This is a genomic window from Xenorhabdus sp. BG5 (assembly GCF_015163665.1).
Lineage (GTDB): Bacteria > Pseudomonadota > Gammaproteobacteria > Enterobacterales > Enterobacteriaceae > Xenorhabdus.
The window spans coordinates 14,512-30,085 of record NZ_JADEUG010000024.1 but is presented as its reverse complement, the minus strand read 5'-3'; the positions used below and the strand labels follow the sequence as shown (position 1 = coordinate 30,085).

Here is a 15,574-nt window from a genome sequence, read left to right as displayed (position 1 = left end):
GAAAAGTTTTATGGACAAAAACTCTTATCCCTATTCTTTTATTACAAGGGAATAAGAGTTTCTGTCTCCGTCAGGAATTTTTATTAAGAATATTCAAAATCGGCTTTCAATCCTCGGGCTATATCCATCCGCCTTGCAACTAAAACCGCCGCTTCCAGTTCACTGCCTTGGTGCTCGCGCATTAACGCCCGCCGTTCGGCCTTTTCTTCTTTTTCCGTCATCCCCAGCGCCAGATAAAGGCTGGGTGGCACCACCCGAAACAACGCTTCGATTTTTTTCGCCAGCACTACCCCTTCGGTATAACAACGGGGCAGTTTACTGGCGGAGAGCAACACGGCTTTTTGTTCTTCCGTCAGTTTTTTAAAACGGGCGATTTGTTCCACTTCATCCGGCGGCATGGTCAGGCACAGCCACCATTCGGCCATATTCAGCATTTTTTCAGCGGTATCCGGGTAGTCAGCGAGGTTTTGGGTGGCGAGCCACAGCCAGGCGCCCAGTTTACGCCACATCTTAACAACCTTGGTCATATAGGGGGAGAGTAGTGGGTTGGTGGTGGTGATATGCCCTTCATCGATCACCAGTTGCAATTCGCGATCCTGATATTGATCCCGTTCCGCCAGATTATTGACAGTATTAATCAGTGACACCATCGCCAGCGCCATCTGTGCTGAGTAGTTTTCCCGCGCCAGTGTACCCAAATCAATCAGGGTGACATCCACTTCCGGCCACGGAGTGCCGGGACGGTTAAACAGTTCTCCTTCAAAACCCTGGGTAAACATCGACATGGCACCGGCCATTTCATCCGCCCGTGCCCGGCGATGTGCCGTGATCAAGGGCTGGCCGTGCTCATCCTGTTGATGATTACGGGCGATGGCATAGAGGGCATTCTGTAAGTCTGAGGCCAGCATCTGGCGTTGTTCTTCATGGCTGGTGTGAGCCGCCATCATAATGGCTTCGCGGATCAAACCGCGATCTGAGCGGGTCAGGCGCTCTTCTTCTTTTTTCTCGCCGCCGGTGATCATCAGCCGGGCAGCAATTTCCATCTCGCCCAGAATATCGCGCTGTTCGTCACCGTCATCCTGCGATTCATCGGTATCCGGAATATCATCTTCATGAATACGCCATTGTTGGGGGCTGAGTTGCAGCAACTGATGGGCATCGGCAAACAGCGCCAGACTCACCCCACAACCTGGCTTGATACCGATTTTATTAACGGTCAGCCCCAGACTGGCGTAATAATCGGCCAGTAAACCAAAACTGTTCCCCGCTTCGACAATAAACAAACGCGGTCGGTGGATAGCCATCAATTGAACCAGGGAAGCACACAGGGTGGCGGATTTGCCTGCGCCTGTCGGGCCAAACAGCAATAAGTGCGCATTCTGGGTGCGATCCTGTTTGTTCATCGGATCGAAGGTCAGCGGCGCACCACCGCGATTAAAGAAGCTGAATCCCGGGTGCCCGGTGCCGATTGCACGCCCGGTGACTGGCAATAGTCCCGCCAGATGCTGTACCCAGCTCAGGCGGGTAAACCAGTGTTTTTTATCCTTCTGCGGGTTAAAACACATGGGTAAGGCGCGTAAATAGGCATTCAGTGGGGACACACTGAATTCCGGTCGAACAGGCTGTAATCCAGCCGTCAGCAGGGTTGACGATAACTGATGTACCCGCTGGTTCAGGTCCGTGACATCGTTGCCGCGCACCAGAAAGGTCAGCGCACTGCGGTACAGTTTATGGCGTCGTCCCAGTAAGGCCTTGACCTCCTGCACATCCTGCCGGACACGCGCCGATTCGGTATTTTCCCCCACCGCATTTTTTGCCAGCCGGGTAAAGCTCTCTTCCAACGTATCCTGTGCCTGCGCCACAATGGTCAAAGAAACCACGGTGCCTTCCGGCATCATATCCATCAGGGCATTGATATTATCCCCCCGTTTCACTTCGCCCGTCAGCGTGCCCGGCTCTGGTGGGCGGCGCAGGCGTTCAACCGGAATGGCTTTATGCGGCAGGCCATCAAACCACCAGAGTCCGTTTTCCGGATCAGACACTGGCGGCGTAAACCACAGGCTTTCAGCAAAGTCATTATGGATCGGAAGCTCGAGCTGCATGGGCGTTTCATAACTCACCGTGTGATAAAAATCGGCTTTTTCCATGCCCCAGTCCGGTGCCGGGTTAAAATGACGTAACAACCAGCTATGGATCTGCTCGCCATTCTGCCGGACAGCCACAATACCCGCCGCTGCCAGTGACGACACCAGACGCTCGCAGACCTGATTGAGTGCGGCAACGGAAGATAACGTCGGGTGGTTTGCCTGCGATTTGTGCGCAGGCAGCCAGCGATAGACGGCCATACGCGTCTGGCGCTGTTGTCCCCGCCACGGTTGCCCGGTAATTAAACTGTCGTGAAATATCCCGTCAGGCTGGGCAATACTGTTCAGGTGGCGTTCAGATTCGGCCAGAAAGGCCTCCGTAAACGCGGTACCTTGCGCCCACGGTTTTACATAGTTTCGTAACGTGTTGAGGTCACTGACTGGATCATCCTCATCCTGACAAAAAAACTGCACCACCCACGGAGAAATATCATCTTCCTCCAGACTGTCCTGGATCGCATCTTCCAGCTGATCCCGAATTTCAATCAGCCGTTCCATTGGACGCCCTTCGGTGGCCACGGGTTCAATGCGATAGACCGCCCCCACGGAAACACCATCATCCAGCAACAGGCATTGCCCGTCTTCCAGATATTCCACCCAGGGCAGGTAGTCAATAATGGAGGGATTGGCCCGGTAAATCGCGGCTTCATCCGTTTCACGCAGCTTGCCGGGGCGATGCAGTGCCTTGGGATTTTTCATTACAGGCCCTCCGTGCGTTCACCCGGCAGGGCGTACTGTATCTGCTGATAAAACGGGAACACGGTGCTGTAACCCGGTATCGGCATATTTCCGGCGGCCAGATGCGGGAAGATATACATCACCATATCGGGATTGGGAAGACGGGGAAACTGCTGGCTGATTTCCTGCGCAGCCGAACGGCTGTAATAATAAGGCTCTTCCAGCGATCGTCTCCGCTCGGTATCAGTCAACATTCTGCGCAATGCGGTTCTGGCCTGCACGGCAGTGTGACCGGCTTTATTGCCCTGCCACATCGCCAGCACTGTCTGCTCACCGGCAGGCAGCAACGTGTCTTTCGAGGTTGAACAACCTGCCAGCAGCCCAGTCAGACACAGCACGATGGAATAGGTTATTTTCCGCATACTTCGGTCTCCGTAGTGCCAATAGCCGTAAACGTGGCAAATTCGGGGTGTACCGCCAGCTCCGATATCGTAAACGGCAGACGTTCCCACTGTTCAGGCTCAGCCCTGGCTTTGCCTTCAATCACCGCCTGCCACTGGATTTCTGTCAGACGAAAAACAGTAAAATCACCGTCACTCAGTGGCCGGCATTCCCTGTCGGCTGACAGATATAATCGGCGCTTGCTTTTGCGCACAGTCCGCCAGTCAAGCTGAACCCAGGTCTGTTCAGCGCGGAGGGGAGTATTGACTTGCAGGCAATAAGGCGGGCTGGCACTGAACAGCCATTGAAAGACAGGCTTTTCCATTAATCTAAGGCTTCCTGAGTATCATGTTGAACGGGTTCACTAAAGTCGTAACGCACCTTACGGCCTTTCGTTTCGTAATCCATCGCCAGAGATTGGGTGATATGCACCACAACACCGGCACCGGGCGGGACGTAGACCGCATCAAACGTCTGACTGTAACGTTGTTTGAGCCATTCGGTGATGTCATTCATGCCACCGGCCATGGCTTTGCCTAATGCCGCTTGTCCGGCGTTACCCGTTAACGCGGAAGTGATGCCGCCCGCGCCGTGGGTTTGGGCGGTTCGCTGGCTTTCGTTCAGGGCATCGCCGGCGGAATTCATGGCCGAAAGGGCAAACAGCGTCGGCAGATAGGTGCTGGCGTTGGATTTACGTTCGCCGCTGATACAGGGGATGCCATTTTCATCAGACAACCAGCCGATACCTTGCTGATTCTGCCCTTTGCCCGGCAAGATGCGCACGGTGCCATCCTGAAACACAAAGGTGATGGAATTGACCTGCCCGCGTACACAGGAAAGTGTCCAGTCACCACTGGCTGAACCGGAAACCACCGCCCCTTCCACTTCCGGCAACCCGATGCCATTGGCGGTCAGGTTATCTTTGCCAATCAGAATCTTAAACGGATAAGGGTCCGTCACGGTGCCATTGACCGGCACACGGCCTAATAACGCGGTCATCGCTTGACTGCCAACCAGCGTGGCATTTTCCGGCAAGGTATAGACCGGGGTTTCGTTCTTTTCCTTCAGCGCGGGCGCGTTCTGCACTTTTTGCCCGGCTGTCGGTTGTTCGCTTAAAAAAGAAGTGGGGTATTGCGGTGTCGATTGACCATGACCCATCGCTTGCAACGCTGCCGGTTTTTCATCAGCGGGATTGACCCAGATAAATTCATCCTGCCCCCTGACTGGATTGGCCGCATACTGACTGCCTGTCAGCCCCAGTCCAAGCAGCATCTGGCTGTCCTGCGAAGGCAACGGCGCTGAATTTAATCGTTCCGTCAGAAAATCAATCTGAGCCAGCAAACTTTGCTGCTCATCCTGTAACCCACGTCGGCGCTGTTCATCGTCCTGACGGATGGCGGCAACCGCTGCATCTATCTGGCCGGCAACATCAAGGCGCTGGTGCTTTAACTGGTCATTTTCTTTCAGGATATCGGTATTCTGCTCACTTAAGCGTTTCTGCTCTGCCCGCACTTTATTGAGCGAACCTATCAGGGTACGCAGGGTATCTTCCGGCGTATCACCACCGACACCCAGCGCCTGCAACTCCTCCGGAGACAGCGTGGCCAATACATTATTCGACGTCGTGTTGGGCGCGGCACCTTCCGTTGAACTGCAACTTTTGATGCCAATAAACCCGCCGATAAGCAATACCGTCGGCACCAGTATTTTCACCAACGCATTGGACTTAACCTCCATGACGGCCTCCCGGTTTCACCGATACCGGCTCAGGGATAAAGGCATTATCCAGCGGTACCTTAGTGACGAGGTACAATACCGTTGTATCCTCCGGCGACCCCGTTTCACCCAGCCAACGATGCTGGAACGTGGCGGCCACAAACTGTCCCTGTAATCCTCGCGGGTCGAGGGTGATAGTGCGTTTGGCCGTATTGCGCAGTTTCAGCGCGATGACCGTGTGAGGGTGTAATCGCCAGCCTGCCAGCGGGGAAATGGCTATCGGCTCTGACGGGTAGAGTGTGGTGATGAACGGGGGAAAATGCAGATTCACCGGCTGGATGCCGGCCACCGGCTCGACGGTACGCAACGGGGCATACAGTTGCTGCGCGGCATAACGGGTTAAGGCGACCGGAACGGGCGCTGATAATTCAGTTCTGTTCTGGGATTGAGATTGTTCTTTTGGGGTTGCTTGTTTTTCATTCGGGTAAATAATCCGTATCGGCTCTGTTGGCCCCACTTTGGCCGCCGTAATATCCAGTAAAATGATTTCGCCATTTTCGCTGTCCTGCAATTGCAGGCGAGTTGGCGGGAAGGCTTTGTTGGCTTTCAGGTACACCGCCCCGCCGGCACTTTGTACCCGCAATGTCTCACTGAGTGACGGCGGCAAACCAATACGGACATTCCGGTCAGCAAAAATAATGCGTTCCTGCCCCACTTTGAGTGAGATGGATAACGGAATACGTTCCCACTTCATCAGTTCATCAGCTTTTGCACTGGCGTTTAACAGCAAGATGCTGGCCAATCCCAGCCAAAAATTGCGACCGCCAAATGACACTCTGCTCATTGAAATACGCCCTTTTTCTCTTCCTGTGGTTGCGGCATGGCTTCCAACCGCTGTGGCATCCCGTCGTAACAATCCAGTGCCAGCCCGAAGGGATTACGCTCGGCATCCCCTTCCCAGCGCACCACTTTCAAAGGATAACGCACCAGTGCCCGTTTGACCGGTTCGGCGTGATAGTATTCATCGGCCACCAAATCCAGCCGGACCACCCAGTTATCCCGGTCACGCACCGTCACACTGCGTGTCCCATAGCCCCGGCCGGGAATTTCATACACCACCCGCACCCGGTCAAGCAGCTCGCCACTGTCAGCACGGATTCTGGCATCTTCACGCAGAAAATCCTGACAGGCCGGCGTCAGATAAGGGGAAAGCGCATAGATTTTCGCCGGATAGTCCTGTGCCCCGTTTTTCGGCCAGGCATTCAGTTGCTGGAAAATATAAAAGGCAAAGCTATAGACGCTGGGTGTCGGCACTTCCCACCACGGGCGCGTACTGCCGGTGCGTAAGTCTGGCGGGTTATGGATAGTGAGATTGCGCGGTGACGCCATCCAGCCCGTCAGGCTCAGCAGAAAGACCAGCACCAGAATGCCGCACGCCACTCGCAGGGTCAGAATATGCTGGTCCCGGTTTTTCACCGCATGACGAAACCGGCTCATCGCGCGCTCCTGCTTCGACGCAACGACCAGCCCCGGGCGACAATAATCAAGGTTGGATCACCGAGACCCAGCCGGCGTTTTTTCTCTTCCAGTTTCAACCAGAGATAATTCTCCGGCTTGCCACGTTTAACCTGCGCAAGCCAGCGCCCGCCAAAGCTAATCAATAACAAGGGCATCACCAACATGCCAGTCGGAAGTATGACCCAACCGGCTAACGGGATCAGGGGAAGACTGACGACCAGTCCAAGCACAATCCCGGCCAGTGCGGCCAGTCCCATCTCCGGCGTGGTGAACCCGCGAAATACCACCGGTTCGACGTTTAAACGGTCAGGTAAGAAAGCGATCGTTTGCATGGTGACGGCCTTAAAAGATGATACTGGCCGATTTCGACAGCAGCCAAATCACGGCAACCAACAGCACCACGCCGACCACGACGATGGCGCCAAACTGGGTCCAGGTCGATTTGCCATCCCGCACTTCGGAAAAGGTTTCGACGGCAGCCGAAGCAACCTTAAAGAACGCCACCGCGGATAAAATCAGCCCGCCAATCACAATGCCATCCTGCGCGTACCCTTTCGCCTGTCCCAGCAATCCGCCACCACCGCCACTTTTCGGTGGCTCGATAGCGGGTAAATCCGCCCAGGCTGATTCACAGGAAAGGCTGCATAATAAAAGAAAGGCGTTTATTCTGGCCATCAGGCTCGTACTGATACGCTGGCAGACGGTAAAAATGTGTTTCATATTGACTCTGTTCCTTTTCATCGTATTCTCTGCATTAACTGGCAAACATCCAGATAGCTACGACCAGCAATACTGTGATTCGAATGGCAAACTGGCTGAGGGTCTGATTACGCACTTTTTCATTCGCCCAGCCACTCCAGACATCCACCGCAGCCCAGGCCGCCCAGAAAAACAAGGTAGCCAGGAAAAACCCGACGCACACCAGATACAGAAACGTGATATCAAAATGCCCAGAGGCCACTTCAAAAGCATTGCGTTGTGCCTGCGTCATTGCGGGTTTTCCTGACGGTAATGGCCGGATAACGCGCCGGATTCATGGGGCTGGTCGCGGGAAGGCGTGAGGTAGTGATCGATACCGGCTTTGAGGGTGCTGAGATCAGCCTGGATGCGCTGATAATCAAAGTCATAACGAGGAAGTTTTGAGGTATCTGATTGCTTTTCTGCGATGCTGGCGCGCTCCAGTGCCATTTGCACCTGTTCAATCAGACGCTTTGCACTCGCCAGTTCGTCTTTTTCGGCCGCATGGGCAAGCGGCATACACAACATGGTCAATCCCAGCAGGCAGGCAGAACAGGATATCGAAAAACCACCGCGCATAAACACTCCCCTTATGATGGGTTCCAAAATGCCAAGGATGCGGCGTTTTTTACCGACGGTCAGCAATAAACTCTTTATACTTTGGTGAAAATTAGCTAAATAGTCTGACTAACGTATTTAGCCAAGACTTAACCATGAAGAATAAAGGAATAATATGCTGCGGATTGATTTAAATGTCCCCGATGAAGAACACGAGAAGGCACGCAAATTGGGCGCACACTGGGATGCAGCCGCCCAAATTTGGTATATCGACGACAGTTTTGACCCGACCCCGTTTATGCACTGGTTACCGTTCTACAATGTGCATGCGGCCTTTTGGTATCTCGCCCAAACCCGGACGCCGTGCCCACACTGCCATGAACACACCACCGTCACCGCATTTATGTTGCCTTCCGGGCATAAAATGCTGGAAACGGATGATGACGATGAAGAAGATGACGACGACGAAACCAACGCTGAAGTTGACTACTCAGAGCAGGACAGCCCGGCGTTTCTCTTTTATGTCGCCGACATTCCCACCACCGTGCGCAATGTATTATCTGGCTTTCACCACACTTTGCGCAAAACAGTGGGGCGGCGAATACGCCGAACACACTGGATAAACCACTGCGAACATTGTGGTGCACAACAGGATGATGCGGACATGTTTGCGGAGGTCGGCGGGGCGTTTTTTCCTTCCTCCAGAAAGGAAGCCGCCGCCATTCAGCTTCATCGTATCGACGAGCCTTTTATGGGCTATTGTCAGGATATCTCGCACCAGCGTTTTCATATTGATATGGAAAATACGGTGCTGAGCGCAAACAAGGGCGCCTATACTGCCGGAGATTGGTTTGAATGGATGACGCAGGTAGTCAATGCGCCATCAAAGTATCCGCATTAACCGGGAAGACTGACGCGCCGCCAAGCGGCTTGTCTGCTGACGATGACATACAAAACAAAAACCCGTTTTGCCTGCCATCGTCCAGCAGTTTAAATGTATTTTTTAAACATCGAGGTGGTGATCACGACCGCCATCCCCAAAAGTAATGCTGCCGGCAACAGTATTACCGCCGGATACACCACATCCGGCCACGATAGATACAGTACACAAGGAAGGGTGCAGGCCGGCTTAATTCCTCGTTTGGCATGATGATAGACAAAACTCGACTCATACCCTGCGCCATAACGGCGTAAATCCCGCCGTCCCAGCCCGTCAACCCCTGCGACTAAAACCACCATCACAAACAGCGGAACGGATAACAGCAGGATCGCTATCCGGATCAACGTCACCATCGTGATAAACACTGTGGCCAGCCCATATTCCTGCAAATAGCCTGATACCCCCTGTAATACGGCATTGAATTCACGCCTAAAATCATTGCTGTGATTGAGTGGATATTGCCGCTGCCCCTGTATCCAGTGCATAAAACCACTGTCCACAAACAGCCATTGATACGCTTCTACCAGCCAGTGAGAGATTGTTTTTGAAGGTTCTGACAACAGCAGGCTCTGGGTAAATTCCGTGGATAAAAATTGCAGTTCGGTGTTCATCATTGTCTGGCTGTGAGAGGCGCCTTCATCCTGCCAGAGAAAGGTCATCCCGAGATACTCCAGTAACAGGCTGAATAGCCACGACATCATAATAAAGCCGATGAGTTGCCACGGCCATTCCCATAACACACGATACAGCAGGCCCTGCTTGCGCGGGGGTTGAGTGGATTGACGGGAAGCCGGTTCTGACTGCGCCATTATGCTTTCTCTTCCCACCAGGCTTCACCGGTACAGTAGTGCCGTCGCATCTGTTCGGCGATTTTCTGCAAACTCGCCGGCATCAGGGCATTGTCGTCATCCCCGGTGGGCAAGGGCATGCGAATTTTCCACAACTGACCGCCCTCCAGTAAGGCAAAGGCTTGTCCTTTTGGCAGGTTAATCATCTCAGCAGGGGTGATCAGCGGCGTTTTGATGGTGCCTACCCTGTCCTGCGTGGACGAGGTAAAATCCTGTCCCTGTTCGACATCCGCAATATCCGAATGCCCCGAGACCAGGGTCTTACTGTAAATTTCCACTTCAGGCAACTGGCTGGTGAGCAATTCCGCCGTCCGGTTATCCCGCACCCGCAGCATAATCAGGGTATTGAAGTTACCGATCACCTGCGCGGTTTTCGCCGGGCTGCCGATACGGGCTTCGATATCGGAGGAAGTCTGGGTATAGGCCGTGACCTGCATACCGGCGCCACCGCCTTTATTGATGAGCGGGATAAATTCATCCCCCATCAGCTCATTGAATTCGTCACAATGCAGGTTAATCGCCAGCTTGCCGTCATGGCGAACGGGCAAGCCCGCATTCATGCCATATTTATAAATCTGCCCCGCGACACTGACCAAATCGGCAAACATGCTGTTACCCACAGCTGAGGCCACATCGCTGTCAGACAGCGCATCCAGCCCGATATAGACGATACCGTTTTTGCGGATCACCTGTTCCCAGTCGAAAATGGGGCGCAAATCTGACATATTGAGATAATCCGGCGAGAGTAATTCTGAAATTTTGCCGGTGGTCAGCTTTTCAAGCAGCGGCAGCAGAGAGGCAACAATTTTATCAAAATAGGTGCGGTCATAACGCACGGCAGAGCGTAATCCGTCCAGAATGGGATCATAGAGTTGTTTGCCTGCCTCCGAACTTAGTGTGATTTCCATCGCCCAGAGTCGCAGCGCATCCGGCTGCCCCTGCATATTGCGCGGGATATCTTTTTCTTTCAGTTTGCCAAGGGACTGACTGATTTGTGCCAGCAGTGCGGGTTGTCGCTCTGCCAGCATTTTCGTGGCATAGAGCTGATACAGTTCGCTGATATTATTGACGTAACGGGTAATCAGCGTGTAATCCGGCCGATGCCCCAGTGCCACCAACGCACGGGCAACGATATTGACAAACCGCCAGGCAAACTCACGGAATGCGGCACTATTGCCTTCACCACTGAGCTGCCCCGCCAGACGGGAAGCCACTTCTGATACCCGGCCAAACCGCCCAACGGCATTATAACGCGCGGAAATTTCCGGCCAGCCCAGATGAAAGAGGGAAAGTTCATTGCCACGCCCTGCCCGGTGCGCTTCCGCCCAGATGCGCCTTAACAGATCCGCATCCCCTTTGGGATCAAAGACAATCACCACCTCACCGCGCCGGATATCCTGGGTTATCAGCAATTCAGCTAGCCGGGTTTTTCCCACGCGAGTCGTGCCCATCACCAGTGTATGCCCGACCCGTTCGCGCAGATCCATAAACACTTCAGCTTCCTGTGGCTCAATACCGTGGATCATGGGATTGCCGCCAACCGGTGGCAAAGGGCGCACCGGATTAAGTGGCGAATCTTTGCGTAACAGATTTGAGAACGTCGGCCAACGGTATTCAGTTCGGTGCTCCAGTAAACGGGCCAACTGATAGCGCCGGGACGGTTGCACAAAGCGTTCGACCTCCGGCCGCCGTGTATCCTGCAAACGCTGGGTATGCTTCTGCTGCCAGCGAAATCCCTTACCCAAAAACAGGTGCTGATGGCTGACGGGGATCTGTTTTGTGCTCATCTGGTAACGTGGCAAACGGCGCAGGTTTCTGCGATAGCGGAGTACCTGAATGCCCTGCCACGTGCGTATCATCGCTAATACCGCAAAACCGCCTGCCATCACATCACTGACTGAGGGTGCCAGTGCAATGGCCCAGGGTGCCCGGATACAGACAAACGCGGCAACGGCGGAAACCACCGCGGTATTCAGCTCGACGGCAGGACGTAGCAGGGCTTCGACAACATAACGGCGGCTCATGGTGATAACTGTTGAGAGAGCACAGTTTCGGTGATTAACACCGGATAATGTCGCAATTGCAAACGGCGAGCCAGCTCTGTACCGGAAGCGGGTGATAACAATACATCCGGCGCTAATGCGCGCAGTGACTGTAAGCCTGCTATCTCACTGACATTAACGACCAGACCCACGGCGTGCAATTGCTTAAGCCGTACAGCATGTTGGCTTAACCACTGACGTGAATCAGCGTCATCACCCATCAGAAATAACGCGCCAATGCCCGGCAGTTGCAGTGGTCGGCTTGTCACTTTTCCTGGTGTCAATTCCGGTGTTTTCACCGGTAACATGGCAGCTTCACCGGCCTGCTCGGGTGAAAAATGCTGTGGCGGCAAAGTGACATTATCTGACTGGGCATGAATACCTGCATAAAAGGGTGCAGCCTCTTTGCCGCCTAAATCGGCAATCACGTTCAGTTCAGCCTGACAGGCACTCATCCATAACAGACCGACAATAGGTAACAGGCTCAGCCGTTTTATTGTAATGATGTGATGTGCCATCCCTGCTCTCCTTGCCTCAGTAGTACTGGCATTAGCCCCTTGCCAAACCGAAACCAGTACCCCGCATCATGATTCAGCGTGATTTGCCGGTGACGTACCCGCTCAACAGGGATATGATAGTTTTTGGCCCATTGGCGTAATGTGTCGTCATTACCCTGACTGTCAACCAGATAAATATCGACAGGCTGGTTAGCCGCCAGGACTTCGGTCAAACGGGTTTCACAGGGTGGGCAATCTTTGACTCTGACAAACAACGCCAGACGGCCACTTGTCTCGCGGGATGTTGTCATATTGACCGGCAACACATCCGGAAACAGACGTTGCCACGCCGCATCCACTTCCCGCTGGAAGCGCAACTCTTTCTCTGTACGGACGAATTCCGCCCTGACCCACTGTTCGGCATAACGGCGGCGTTCGGTATCACTGTCGGCTTCAATGCCTAATGTGGTCAGCGGATCAAGCCCCGGCGACTGGATACCCCGTGGTCCCTTCATCAGTTGCTGGTAACGCTGGTATTCATCGACACTTAACTGCCACTGTTCAGCCTGACTTTTCAGGGAGTGCTGCTGGCTTTCTGTCGATTGTGTCTGCTGCGAAGCTAACGGTGTCGATGTTGCCGCCCAAACCGAATTGCTCAGCAACAACCATGTCAATAGACCGATTCGGTTAAATATCATGAAACGCCTTCCTGCTGTGATGGTTTAGCCGGAATTGGTAACTGATAGTCCGGCCGCAGATGGTGGCACACCATACGCTGCACCTCATCGACGTCCAGTTGCCAGGCCGGACCGGCCATAATTTGCAACGCGGTACGCAAACGGACAGCGTCTAACTGATGGTGCACCGACGGCAACGGCTGGCGGTATAAGATGGCATTGGTTTTTCCCGGCGTACATAACGAATAACCCGATTGACGCAATGCATAGCGCATGGCATCAGCAACCGTGGGATTCTGGGAAACGGGGAGCTGAATATGAATCCGTTGGGAAAGTGGGTCACGTTGTGCCGCTGTCGGGTCGGTACTCACCAGTAAATAACGCCCGTAGCGGACAACTTCAGGCATTGGCTGATAAATATCCGGTGAAACCGGTTGAACATTGCGTGTCAATGTGACGGAAGACAAACTATTTTGGGAAGGCTGAGGTAACGGTTGTTCTGCGGGAGTCGTGCATCCCGTCAGTATTACCGCCATTAAGCCGATTAACACCGTTATTTTCATACCAAATAGGTTCCTGCTCAGTCGTAAAATCATCCTGACTATGCAAGGAACCCTGTGCTGTATTCAATGAACAACTCAACTGTGTTTGCTGAAAATAAAAATGGCGTAATAGGACATAATGGATAAACCCTGAATCGGGATTATCGTATTACGTGTCATGGGTGATAACGGCACATTATTCAGCCACCGATTTACGCGCTTTTCGTTCAAGCAAATTACCCTGGCGATCAAAGTAGCGACTGGGCCAGATTTCAGACGGTGCCACCTCCAGCGCGGTGGCAATAATATATTCACCTTTCGGCCATGGGCGGGACAGGGCGTTTGCCAGTGTAGAAGAACTGAGTCCCGATTCGCGGGATAATTTGGCGAGAGTCATACCACGCTTGCGTAATGCACAAATAATTTCGGCTGGGTGCCAGTCTGGTTGAGTGTGAGTCATACCTGCTTCCCCTTCTGTTGATTATTGGTGGTAGTTCAGACAGGGATTCTCAGGTACCGGGAACTATCCACCGGCGAGGCCGAAGCCTCCCCTGCCTGAACCGCCATTGAAGGAGCGATAGCAGACACACTGGTAGAAACATCCTACCAGTGGATAGTTCTTAGAGGCCTGAGATTCCTCACTATCGGATTTTGCCGATAGCATTTTCACTTTAACCGATTGAGTTATCGAATTCAATAATCGAACAGGTAACTTTAACAAGTAAATTAGGCAGTTAAGGTAATTATTTTAGATTATTATGCTGCCATATCAGTAAAGTACCACTCATTATACTGCCCTGATAATTCCAAATAACGAACAGAAAAATAAATAGCTATCAATAATCGCTGGCATACTGTAAATCAGGATCAAAAAAGGCTCCTGAAGGAGCCTTTTTTGAAAAATATTCTCCACACTCCGACCGTCACGATGAGTAGGGGCGGGTGCTTACACAAGTAGAGTTTCCTCTGACTACAGATTATACATCACGCAATAAAATGGGTCAACGTGTGTTCTTGCACCGTGTATATCTAAATAAAACAACGGTATACTACACTAAATTCACAAAGGACATAGTAACACAATGACTATTGAAGCAATTACTAAATCGCTATCTGCTTCTAGATTTGCCACCTATCAGTCTCCTATCCTTGGTGGAACATCTTCTGAACAGTGTCTGGGCATTTATCTGTGGAATAAACAGCTGGCCAGTGTTTTCTTACCTGCGTTGCAGGTCATTGAGATTTCACTACGTAACGCCATCTATCAATCTTACATCCAGTATGAAGAAAAACATATTGAGCACAAGTTTGCCAGCCATGTCTGGGAAGAAAAAAAGTCCAAAATAGATCGTAGTTGGTTCGTTACGGCTTTCACACAACAGAATAACCCAGGTGCTTATAAAGGCATTCAAGCAGCACTGAAGCAATTAGATCAAGAAAAAAAGCCGCATACACCTGAAAATATTATCGCCAAGCTGACATTTGGTTTTTGGGTATCGATGGTAAGAAATGAATTTGACGTTCAAAAAAAAACTTACTTAGTTCTTTGGCCACATTTGAGAGGGTTGGTTTTCCCTAAGGCCTTGAATACACAAACAGGCCGCCCATTATCAATTAACAGTATTGGTAATGAGCTAAAGGAAATTAATAAAATTCGCAACCGACTTTCTCACCATGAACCATTATGGCGTGATCAAAGAGCTTATCAAGTTGAAGATATTATCAACAAAGTTATTGAGCACTATGAACGCTGTTTAAAGGTAATCTATTGGATAAATCCTTCAAATATGAAACTGTTGGATATTATCGAAAATAATCAAAAAATGGCAGAATTATGCAGTATCCATGCACTCTGGAAAAATAAACAACTTCCTATTGGCATACCCTCATTACCAATCAATAAAGAATGGGGAAAAGCCATAACTTTAGACTCTTCTCATATTGGTGAAATTATTCACATTGCTGATAATCATATATTGATAAAAAGCAAAAAAGATAAGGCGATATTTTTTGGAAGAAAAGAAGAACTTCATGATGGAATTGGTGCATATCAACAACATGATTTAGTGAAATATTACCCAGAGTCAAGCACTGGACGTTATCCCAATGCAAAAAGGATCACCAGAGCGTAAAATTTGACTCAAAGATCTATTAGCACACGGTGATTTATAACAAAGTTCAATCTGTAATCATGCTGTTTTCAATACTTGATGGAGAAATGCAAATAGTCGATTT

General features: G+C 51.7%; 18 protein-coding genes. 2 read left to right on the top strand and 16 right to left on the bottom strand.

All coding sequences use genetic code 11. The features are described from left to right. Positions 1 to 83: 83 nt before the first annotated feature. From IQ209_RS12855 to IQ209_RS12810, 10 genes are all read right to left on the bottom strand, one after another. Positions 84 to 2,843 carry a conjugative transfer ATPase gene (locus tag IQ209_RS12855; protein ID WP_193851676.1) on the bottom strand — a complete coding sequence of 920 codons (2,760 nt, stop codon included), beginning with the start codon at positions 2,841 to 2,843 and terminating at the stop codon, positions 84 to 86. Next, positions 2,843 to 3,244 (bottom strand): TIGR03751 family conjugal transfer lipoprotein, encoded by a 402-nt coding sequence (locus tag IQ209_RS12850; RefSeq protein ID WP_193851675.1) that lies wholly within the window; start codon positions 3,242 to 3,244, stop codon positions 2,843 to 2,845. The genes IQ209_RS12855 and IQ209_RS12850 overlap by 1 nt, the downstream gene beginning before the upstream one ends. Next, on the bottom strand, positions 3,232 to 3,588 hold the full coding sequence (locus IQ209_RS12845; RefSeq protein WP_193851674.1) for a hypothetical protein: 357 nt from the start codon (positions 3,586 to 3,588) through the stop codon (positions 3,232 to 3,234). The genes IQ209_RS12850 and IQ209_RS12845 overlap by 13 nt, the downstream gene beginning before the upstream one ends. Next, positions 3,588 to 5,000, bottom strand: coding sequence for a TIGR03752 family integrating conjugative element protein (locus IQ209_RS12840; RefSeq protein WP_193851673.1), 1,413 nt, complete (start codon positions 4,998 to 5,000; stop codon positions 3,588 to 3,590). Before IQ209_RS12840 ends, IQ209_RS12845 begins: the two co-directional genes overlap by 1 nt. Continuing rightward, a complete protein-coding gene (locus IQ209_RS12835; protein ID WP_193851672.1) occupies positions 4,990 to 5,823 on the bottom strand; it encodes a TIGR03749 family integrating conjugative element protein in 834 nt (277 codons plus the stop codon). Before IQ209_RS12835 ends, IQ209_RS12840 begins: the two co-directional genes overlap by 11 nt. Beyond that, positions 5,820 to 6,476, bottom strand: coding sequence for a PFL_4703 family integrating conjugative element protein (locus tag IQ209_RS12830; RefSeq protein ID WP_193851671.1), 657 nt, complete (start codon positions 6,474 to 6,476; stop codon positions 5,820 to 5,822). Before IQ209_RS12830 ends, IQ209_RS12835 begins: the two co-directional genes overlap by 4 nt. Next, on the bottom strand, positions 6,473 to 6,829 hold the full coding sequence (locus IQ209_RS12825; RefSeq protein WP_193851670.1) for a TIGR03750 family conjugal transfer protein: 357 nt from the start codon (positions 6,827 to 6,829) through the stop codon (positions 6,473 to 6,475). The genes IQ209_RS12830 and IQ209_RS12825 overlap by 4 nt, the downstream gene beginning before the upstream one ends. 10 nt (positions 6,830 to 6,839) lie before the next feature. Then, positions 6,840 to 7,172 (bottom strand): TIGR03745 family integrating conjugative element membrane protein, encoded by a 333-nt coding sequence (locus tag IQ209_RS12820; RefSeq protein WP_228005871.1) that lies wholly within the window; start codon positions 7,170 to 7,172, stop codon positions 6,840 to 6,842. 79 nt (positions 7,173 to 7,251) lie between these two features. Continuing rightward, positions 7,252 to 7,488, bottom strand: a complete 237-nt coding sequence (locus IQ209_RS12815) for a TIGR03758 family integrating conjugative element protein (protein WP_193851668.1) — start codon at positions 7,486 to 7,488, stop codon at positions 7,252 to 7,254. Continuing rightward, positions 7,485 to 7,814 carry an RAQPRD family integrative conjugative element protein gene (locus IQ209_RS12810; RefSeq protein ID WP_193851667.1) on the bottom strand — a complete coding sequence of 110 codons (330 nt, stop codon included), beginning with the start codon at positions 7,812 to 7,814 and terminating at the stop codon, positions 7,485 to 7,487. The genes IQ209_RS12815 and IQ209_RS12810 overlap by 4 nt, the downstream gene beginning before the upstream one ends. Positions 7,815 to 7,968: 154 nt before the next feature. On the opposite strand from IQ209_RS12810, the gene IQ209_RS12805 reads away from it, so the two are divergent. Further along, positions 7,969 to 8,694, top strand: a complete 726-nt coding sequence (locus IQ209_RS12805; RefSeq protein ID WP_193851666.1) for a DUF5710 domain-containing protein — start codon at positions 7,969 to 7,971, stop codon at positions 8,692 to 8,694. A gap of 89 nt (positions 8,695 to 8,783) precedes the next feature. Here the strand turns inward: IQ209_RS12805 and IQ209_RS12800 are convergent, their stop codons facing one another. The 6 genes from IQ209_RS12800 to IQ209_RS12775 all read right to left on the bottom strand — a co-directional run bounded on the left by IQ209_RS12800 (position 8,784) and on the right by IQ209_RS12775 (position 13,799). Further along, positions 8,784 to 9,542: a TIGR03747 family integrating conjugative element membrane protein gene (locus IQ209_RS12800; RefSeq protein WP_193851665.1), complete on the bottom strand. Its 759-nt coding sequence runs from the start codon at positions 9,540 to 9,542 to the stop codon at positions 8,784 to 8,786. Continuing rightward, entirely contained in the window at positions 9,542 to 11,605 is a 2,064-nt protein-coding gene (traD, locus tag IQ209_RS12795) for a type IV conjugative transfer system coupling protein TraD (RefSeq protein ID WP_193851664.1), read from the bottom strand. The genes IQ209_RS12800 and traD overlap by 1 nt, the downstream gene beginning before the upstream one ends. Continuing rightward, on the bottom strand, positions 11,602 to 12,141 hold the full coding sequence (locus tag IQ209_RS12790; RefSeq protein ID WP_193851663.1) for an integrating conjugative element protein: 540 nt from the start codon (positions 12,139 to 12,141) through the stop codon (positions 11,602 to 11,604). The genes traD and IQ209_RS12790 overlap by 4 nt, the downstream gene beginning before the upstream one ends. Further along, positions 12,117 to 12,818 (bottom strand): TIGR03759 family integrating conjugative element protein, encoded by a 702-nt coding sequence (locus IQ209_RS12785; protein ID WP_193851662.1) that lies wholly within the window; start codon positions 12,816 to 12,818, stop codon positions 12,117 to 12,119. Before IQ209_RS12785 ends, IQ209_RS12790 begins: the two co-directional genes overlap by 25 nt. Continuing rightward, positions 12,815 to 13,360 (bottom strand): PilL N-terminal domain-containing protein, encoded by a 546-nt coding sequence (locus IQ209_RS12780; protein WP_193851661.1) that lies wholly within the window; start codon positions 13,358 to 13,360, stop codon positions 12,815 to 12,817. Before IQ209_RS12780 ends, IQ209_RS12785 begins: the two co-directional genes overlap by 4 nt. 175 nt (positions 13,361 to 13,535) lie before the next feature. Beyond that, a complete protein-coding gene (locus IQ209_RS12775) occupies positions 13,536 to 13,799 on the bottom strand; it encodes a helix-turn-helix transcriptional regulator (RefSeq protein ID WP_193851660.1) in 264 nt (87 codons plus the stop codon). Positions 13,800 to 14,421: 622 nt separating this feature from the next. On the opposite strand from IQ209_RS12775, the gene IQ209_RS12770 reads away from it, so the two are divergent. Continuing rightward, positions 14,422 to 15,471, top strand: coding sequence for an Abi family protein (locus IQ209_RS12770; RefSeq protein WP_193851659.1), 1,050 nt, complete (start codon positions 14,422 to 14,424; stop codon positions 15,469 to 15,471). Positions 15,472 to 15,574 lie beyond the last annotated feature (103 nt).

Excerpts from the sequence above, each read along its gene's own strand:
- IQ209_RS12855 (WP_193851676.1), bottom strand. The coding sequence starts at position 2,843 with ATGAAAAATCCCAAGGCACTGCATCGCCCCGGCAAGCTGCGTGAAACG.
- IQ209_RS12850 (WP_193851675.1), bottom strand. The coding sequence starts at position 3,244 with ATGCGGAAAATAACCTATTCCATCGTGCTGTGTCTGACTGGGCTGCTG.
- IQ209_RS12845 (WP_193851674.1), bottom strand. The coding sequence starts at position 3,588 with ATGGAAAAGCCTGTCTTTCAATGGCTGTTCAGTGCCAGCCCGCCTTAT.
- IQ209_RS12840 (WP_193851673.1), bottom strand. The coding sequence starts at position 5,000 with ATGGAGGTTAAGTCCAATGCGTTGGTGAAAATACTGGTGCCGACGGTA.
- IQ209_RS12835 (WP_193851672.1), bottom strand. The coding sequence starts at position 5,823 with ATGAGCAGAGTGTCATTTGGCGGTCGCAATTTTTGGCTGGGATTGGCC.
- IQ209_RS12830 (WP_193851671.1), bottom strand. The coding sequence starts at position 6,476 with ATGAGCCGGTTTCGTCATGCGGTGAAAAACCGGGACCAGCATATTCTG.
- IQ209_RS12825 (WP_193851670.1), bottom strand. The coding sequence starts at position 6,829 with ATGCAAACGATCGCTTTCTTACCTGACCGTTTAAACGTCGAACCGGTG.
- IQ209_RS12820 (WP_228005871.1), bottom strand. The coding sequence starts at position 7,172 with ATGGCCAGAATAAACGCCTTTCTTTTATTATGCAGCCTTTCCTGTGAA.
- IQ209_RS12815 (WP_193851668.1), bottom strand. The coding sequence starts at position 7,488 with ATGACGCAGGCACAACGCAATGCTTTTGAAGTGGCCTCTGGGCATTTT.
- IQ209_RS12810 (WP_193851667.1), bottom strand. The coding sequence starts at position 7,814 with ATGCGCGGTGGTTTTTCGATATCCTGTTCTGCCTGCCTGCTGGGATTG.
- IQ209_RS12805 (WP_193851666.1), top strand. The coding sequence starts at position 7,969 with ATGCTGCGGATTGATTTAAATGTCCCCGATGAAGAACACGAGAAGGCA.
- IQ209_RS12800 (WP_193851665.1), bottom strand. The coding sequence starts at position 9,542 with ATGGCGCAGTCAGAACCGGCTTCCCGTCAATCCACTCAACCCCCGCGC.
- traD (WP_193851664.1), bottom strand. The coding sequence starts at position 11,605 with ATGAGCCGCCGTTATGTTGTCGAAGCCCTGCTACGTCCTGCCGTCGAG.
- IQ209_RS12790 (WP_193851663.1), bottom strand. The coding sequence starts at position 12,141 with ATGGCACATCACATCATTACAATAAAACGGCTGAGCCTGTTACCTATT.
- IQ209_RS12785 (WP_193851662.1), bottom strand. The coding sequence starts at position 12,818 with ATGATATTTAACCGAATCGGTCTATTGACATGGTTGTTGCTGAGCAAT.
- IQ209_RS12780 (WP_193851661.1), bottom strand. The coding sequence starts at position 13,360 with ATGAAAATAACGGTGTTAATCGGCTTAATGGCGGTAATACTGACGGGA.
- IQ209_RS12775 (WP_193851660.1), bottom strand. The coding sequence starts at position 13,799 with ATGACTCACACTCAACCAGACTGGCACCCAGCCGAAATTATTTGTGCA.
- IQ209_RS12770 (WP_193851659.1), top strand. The coding sequence starts at position 14,422 with ATGACTATTGAAGCAATTACTAAATCGCTATCTGCTTCTAGATTTGCC.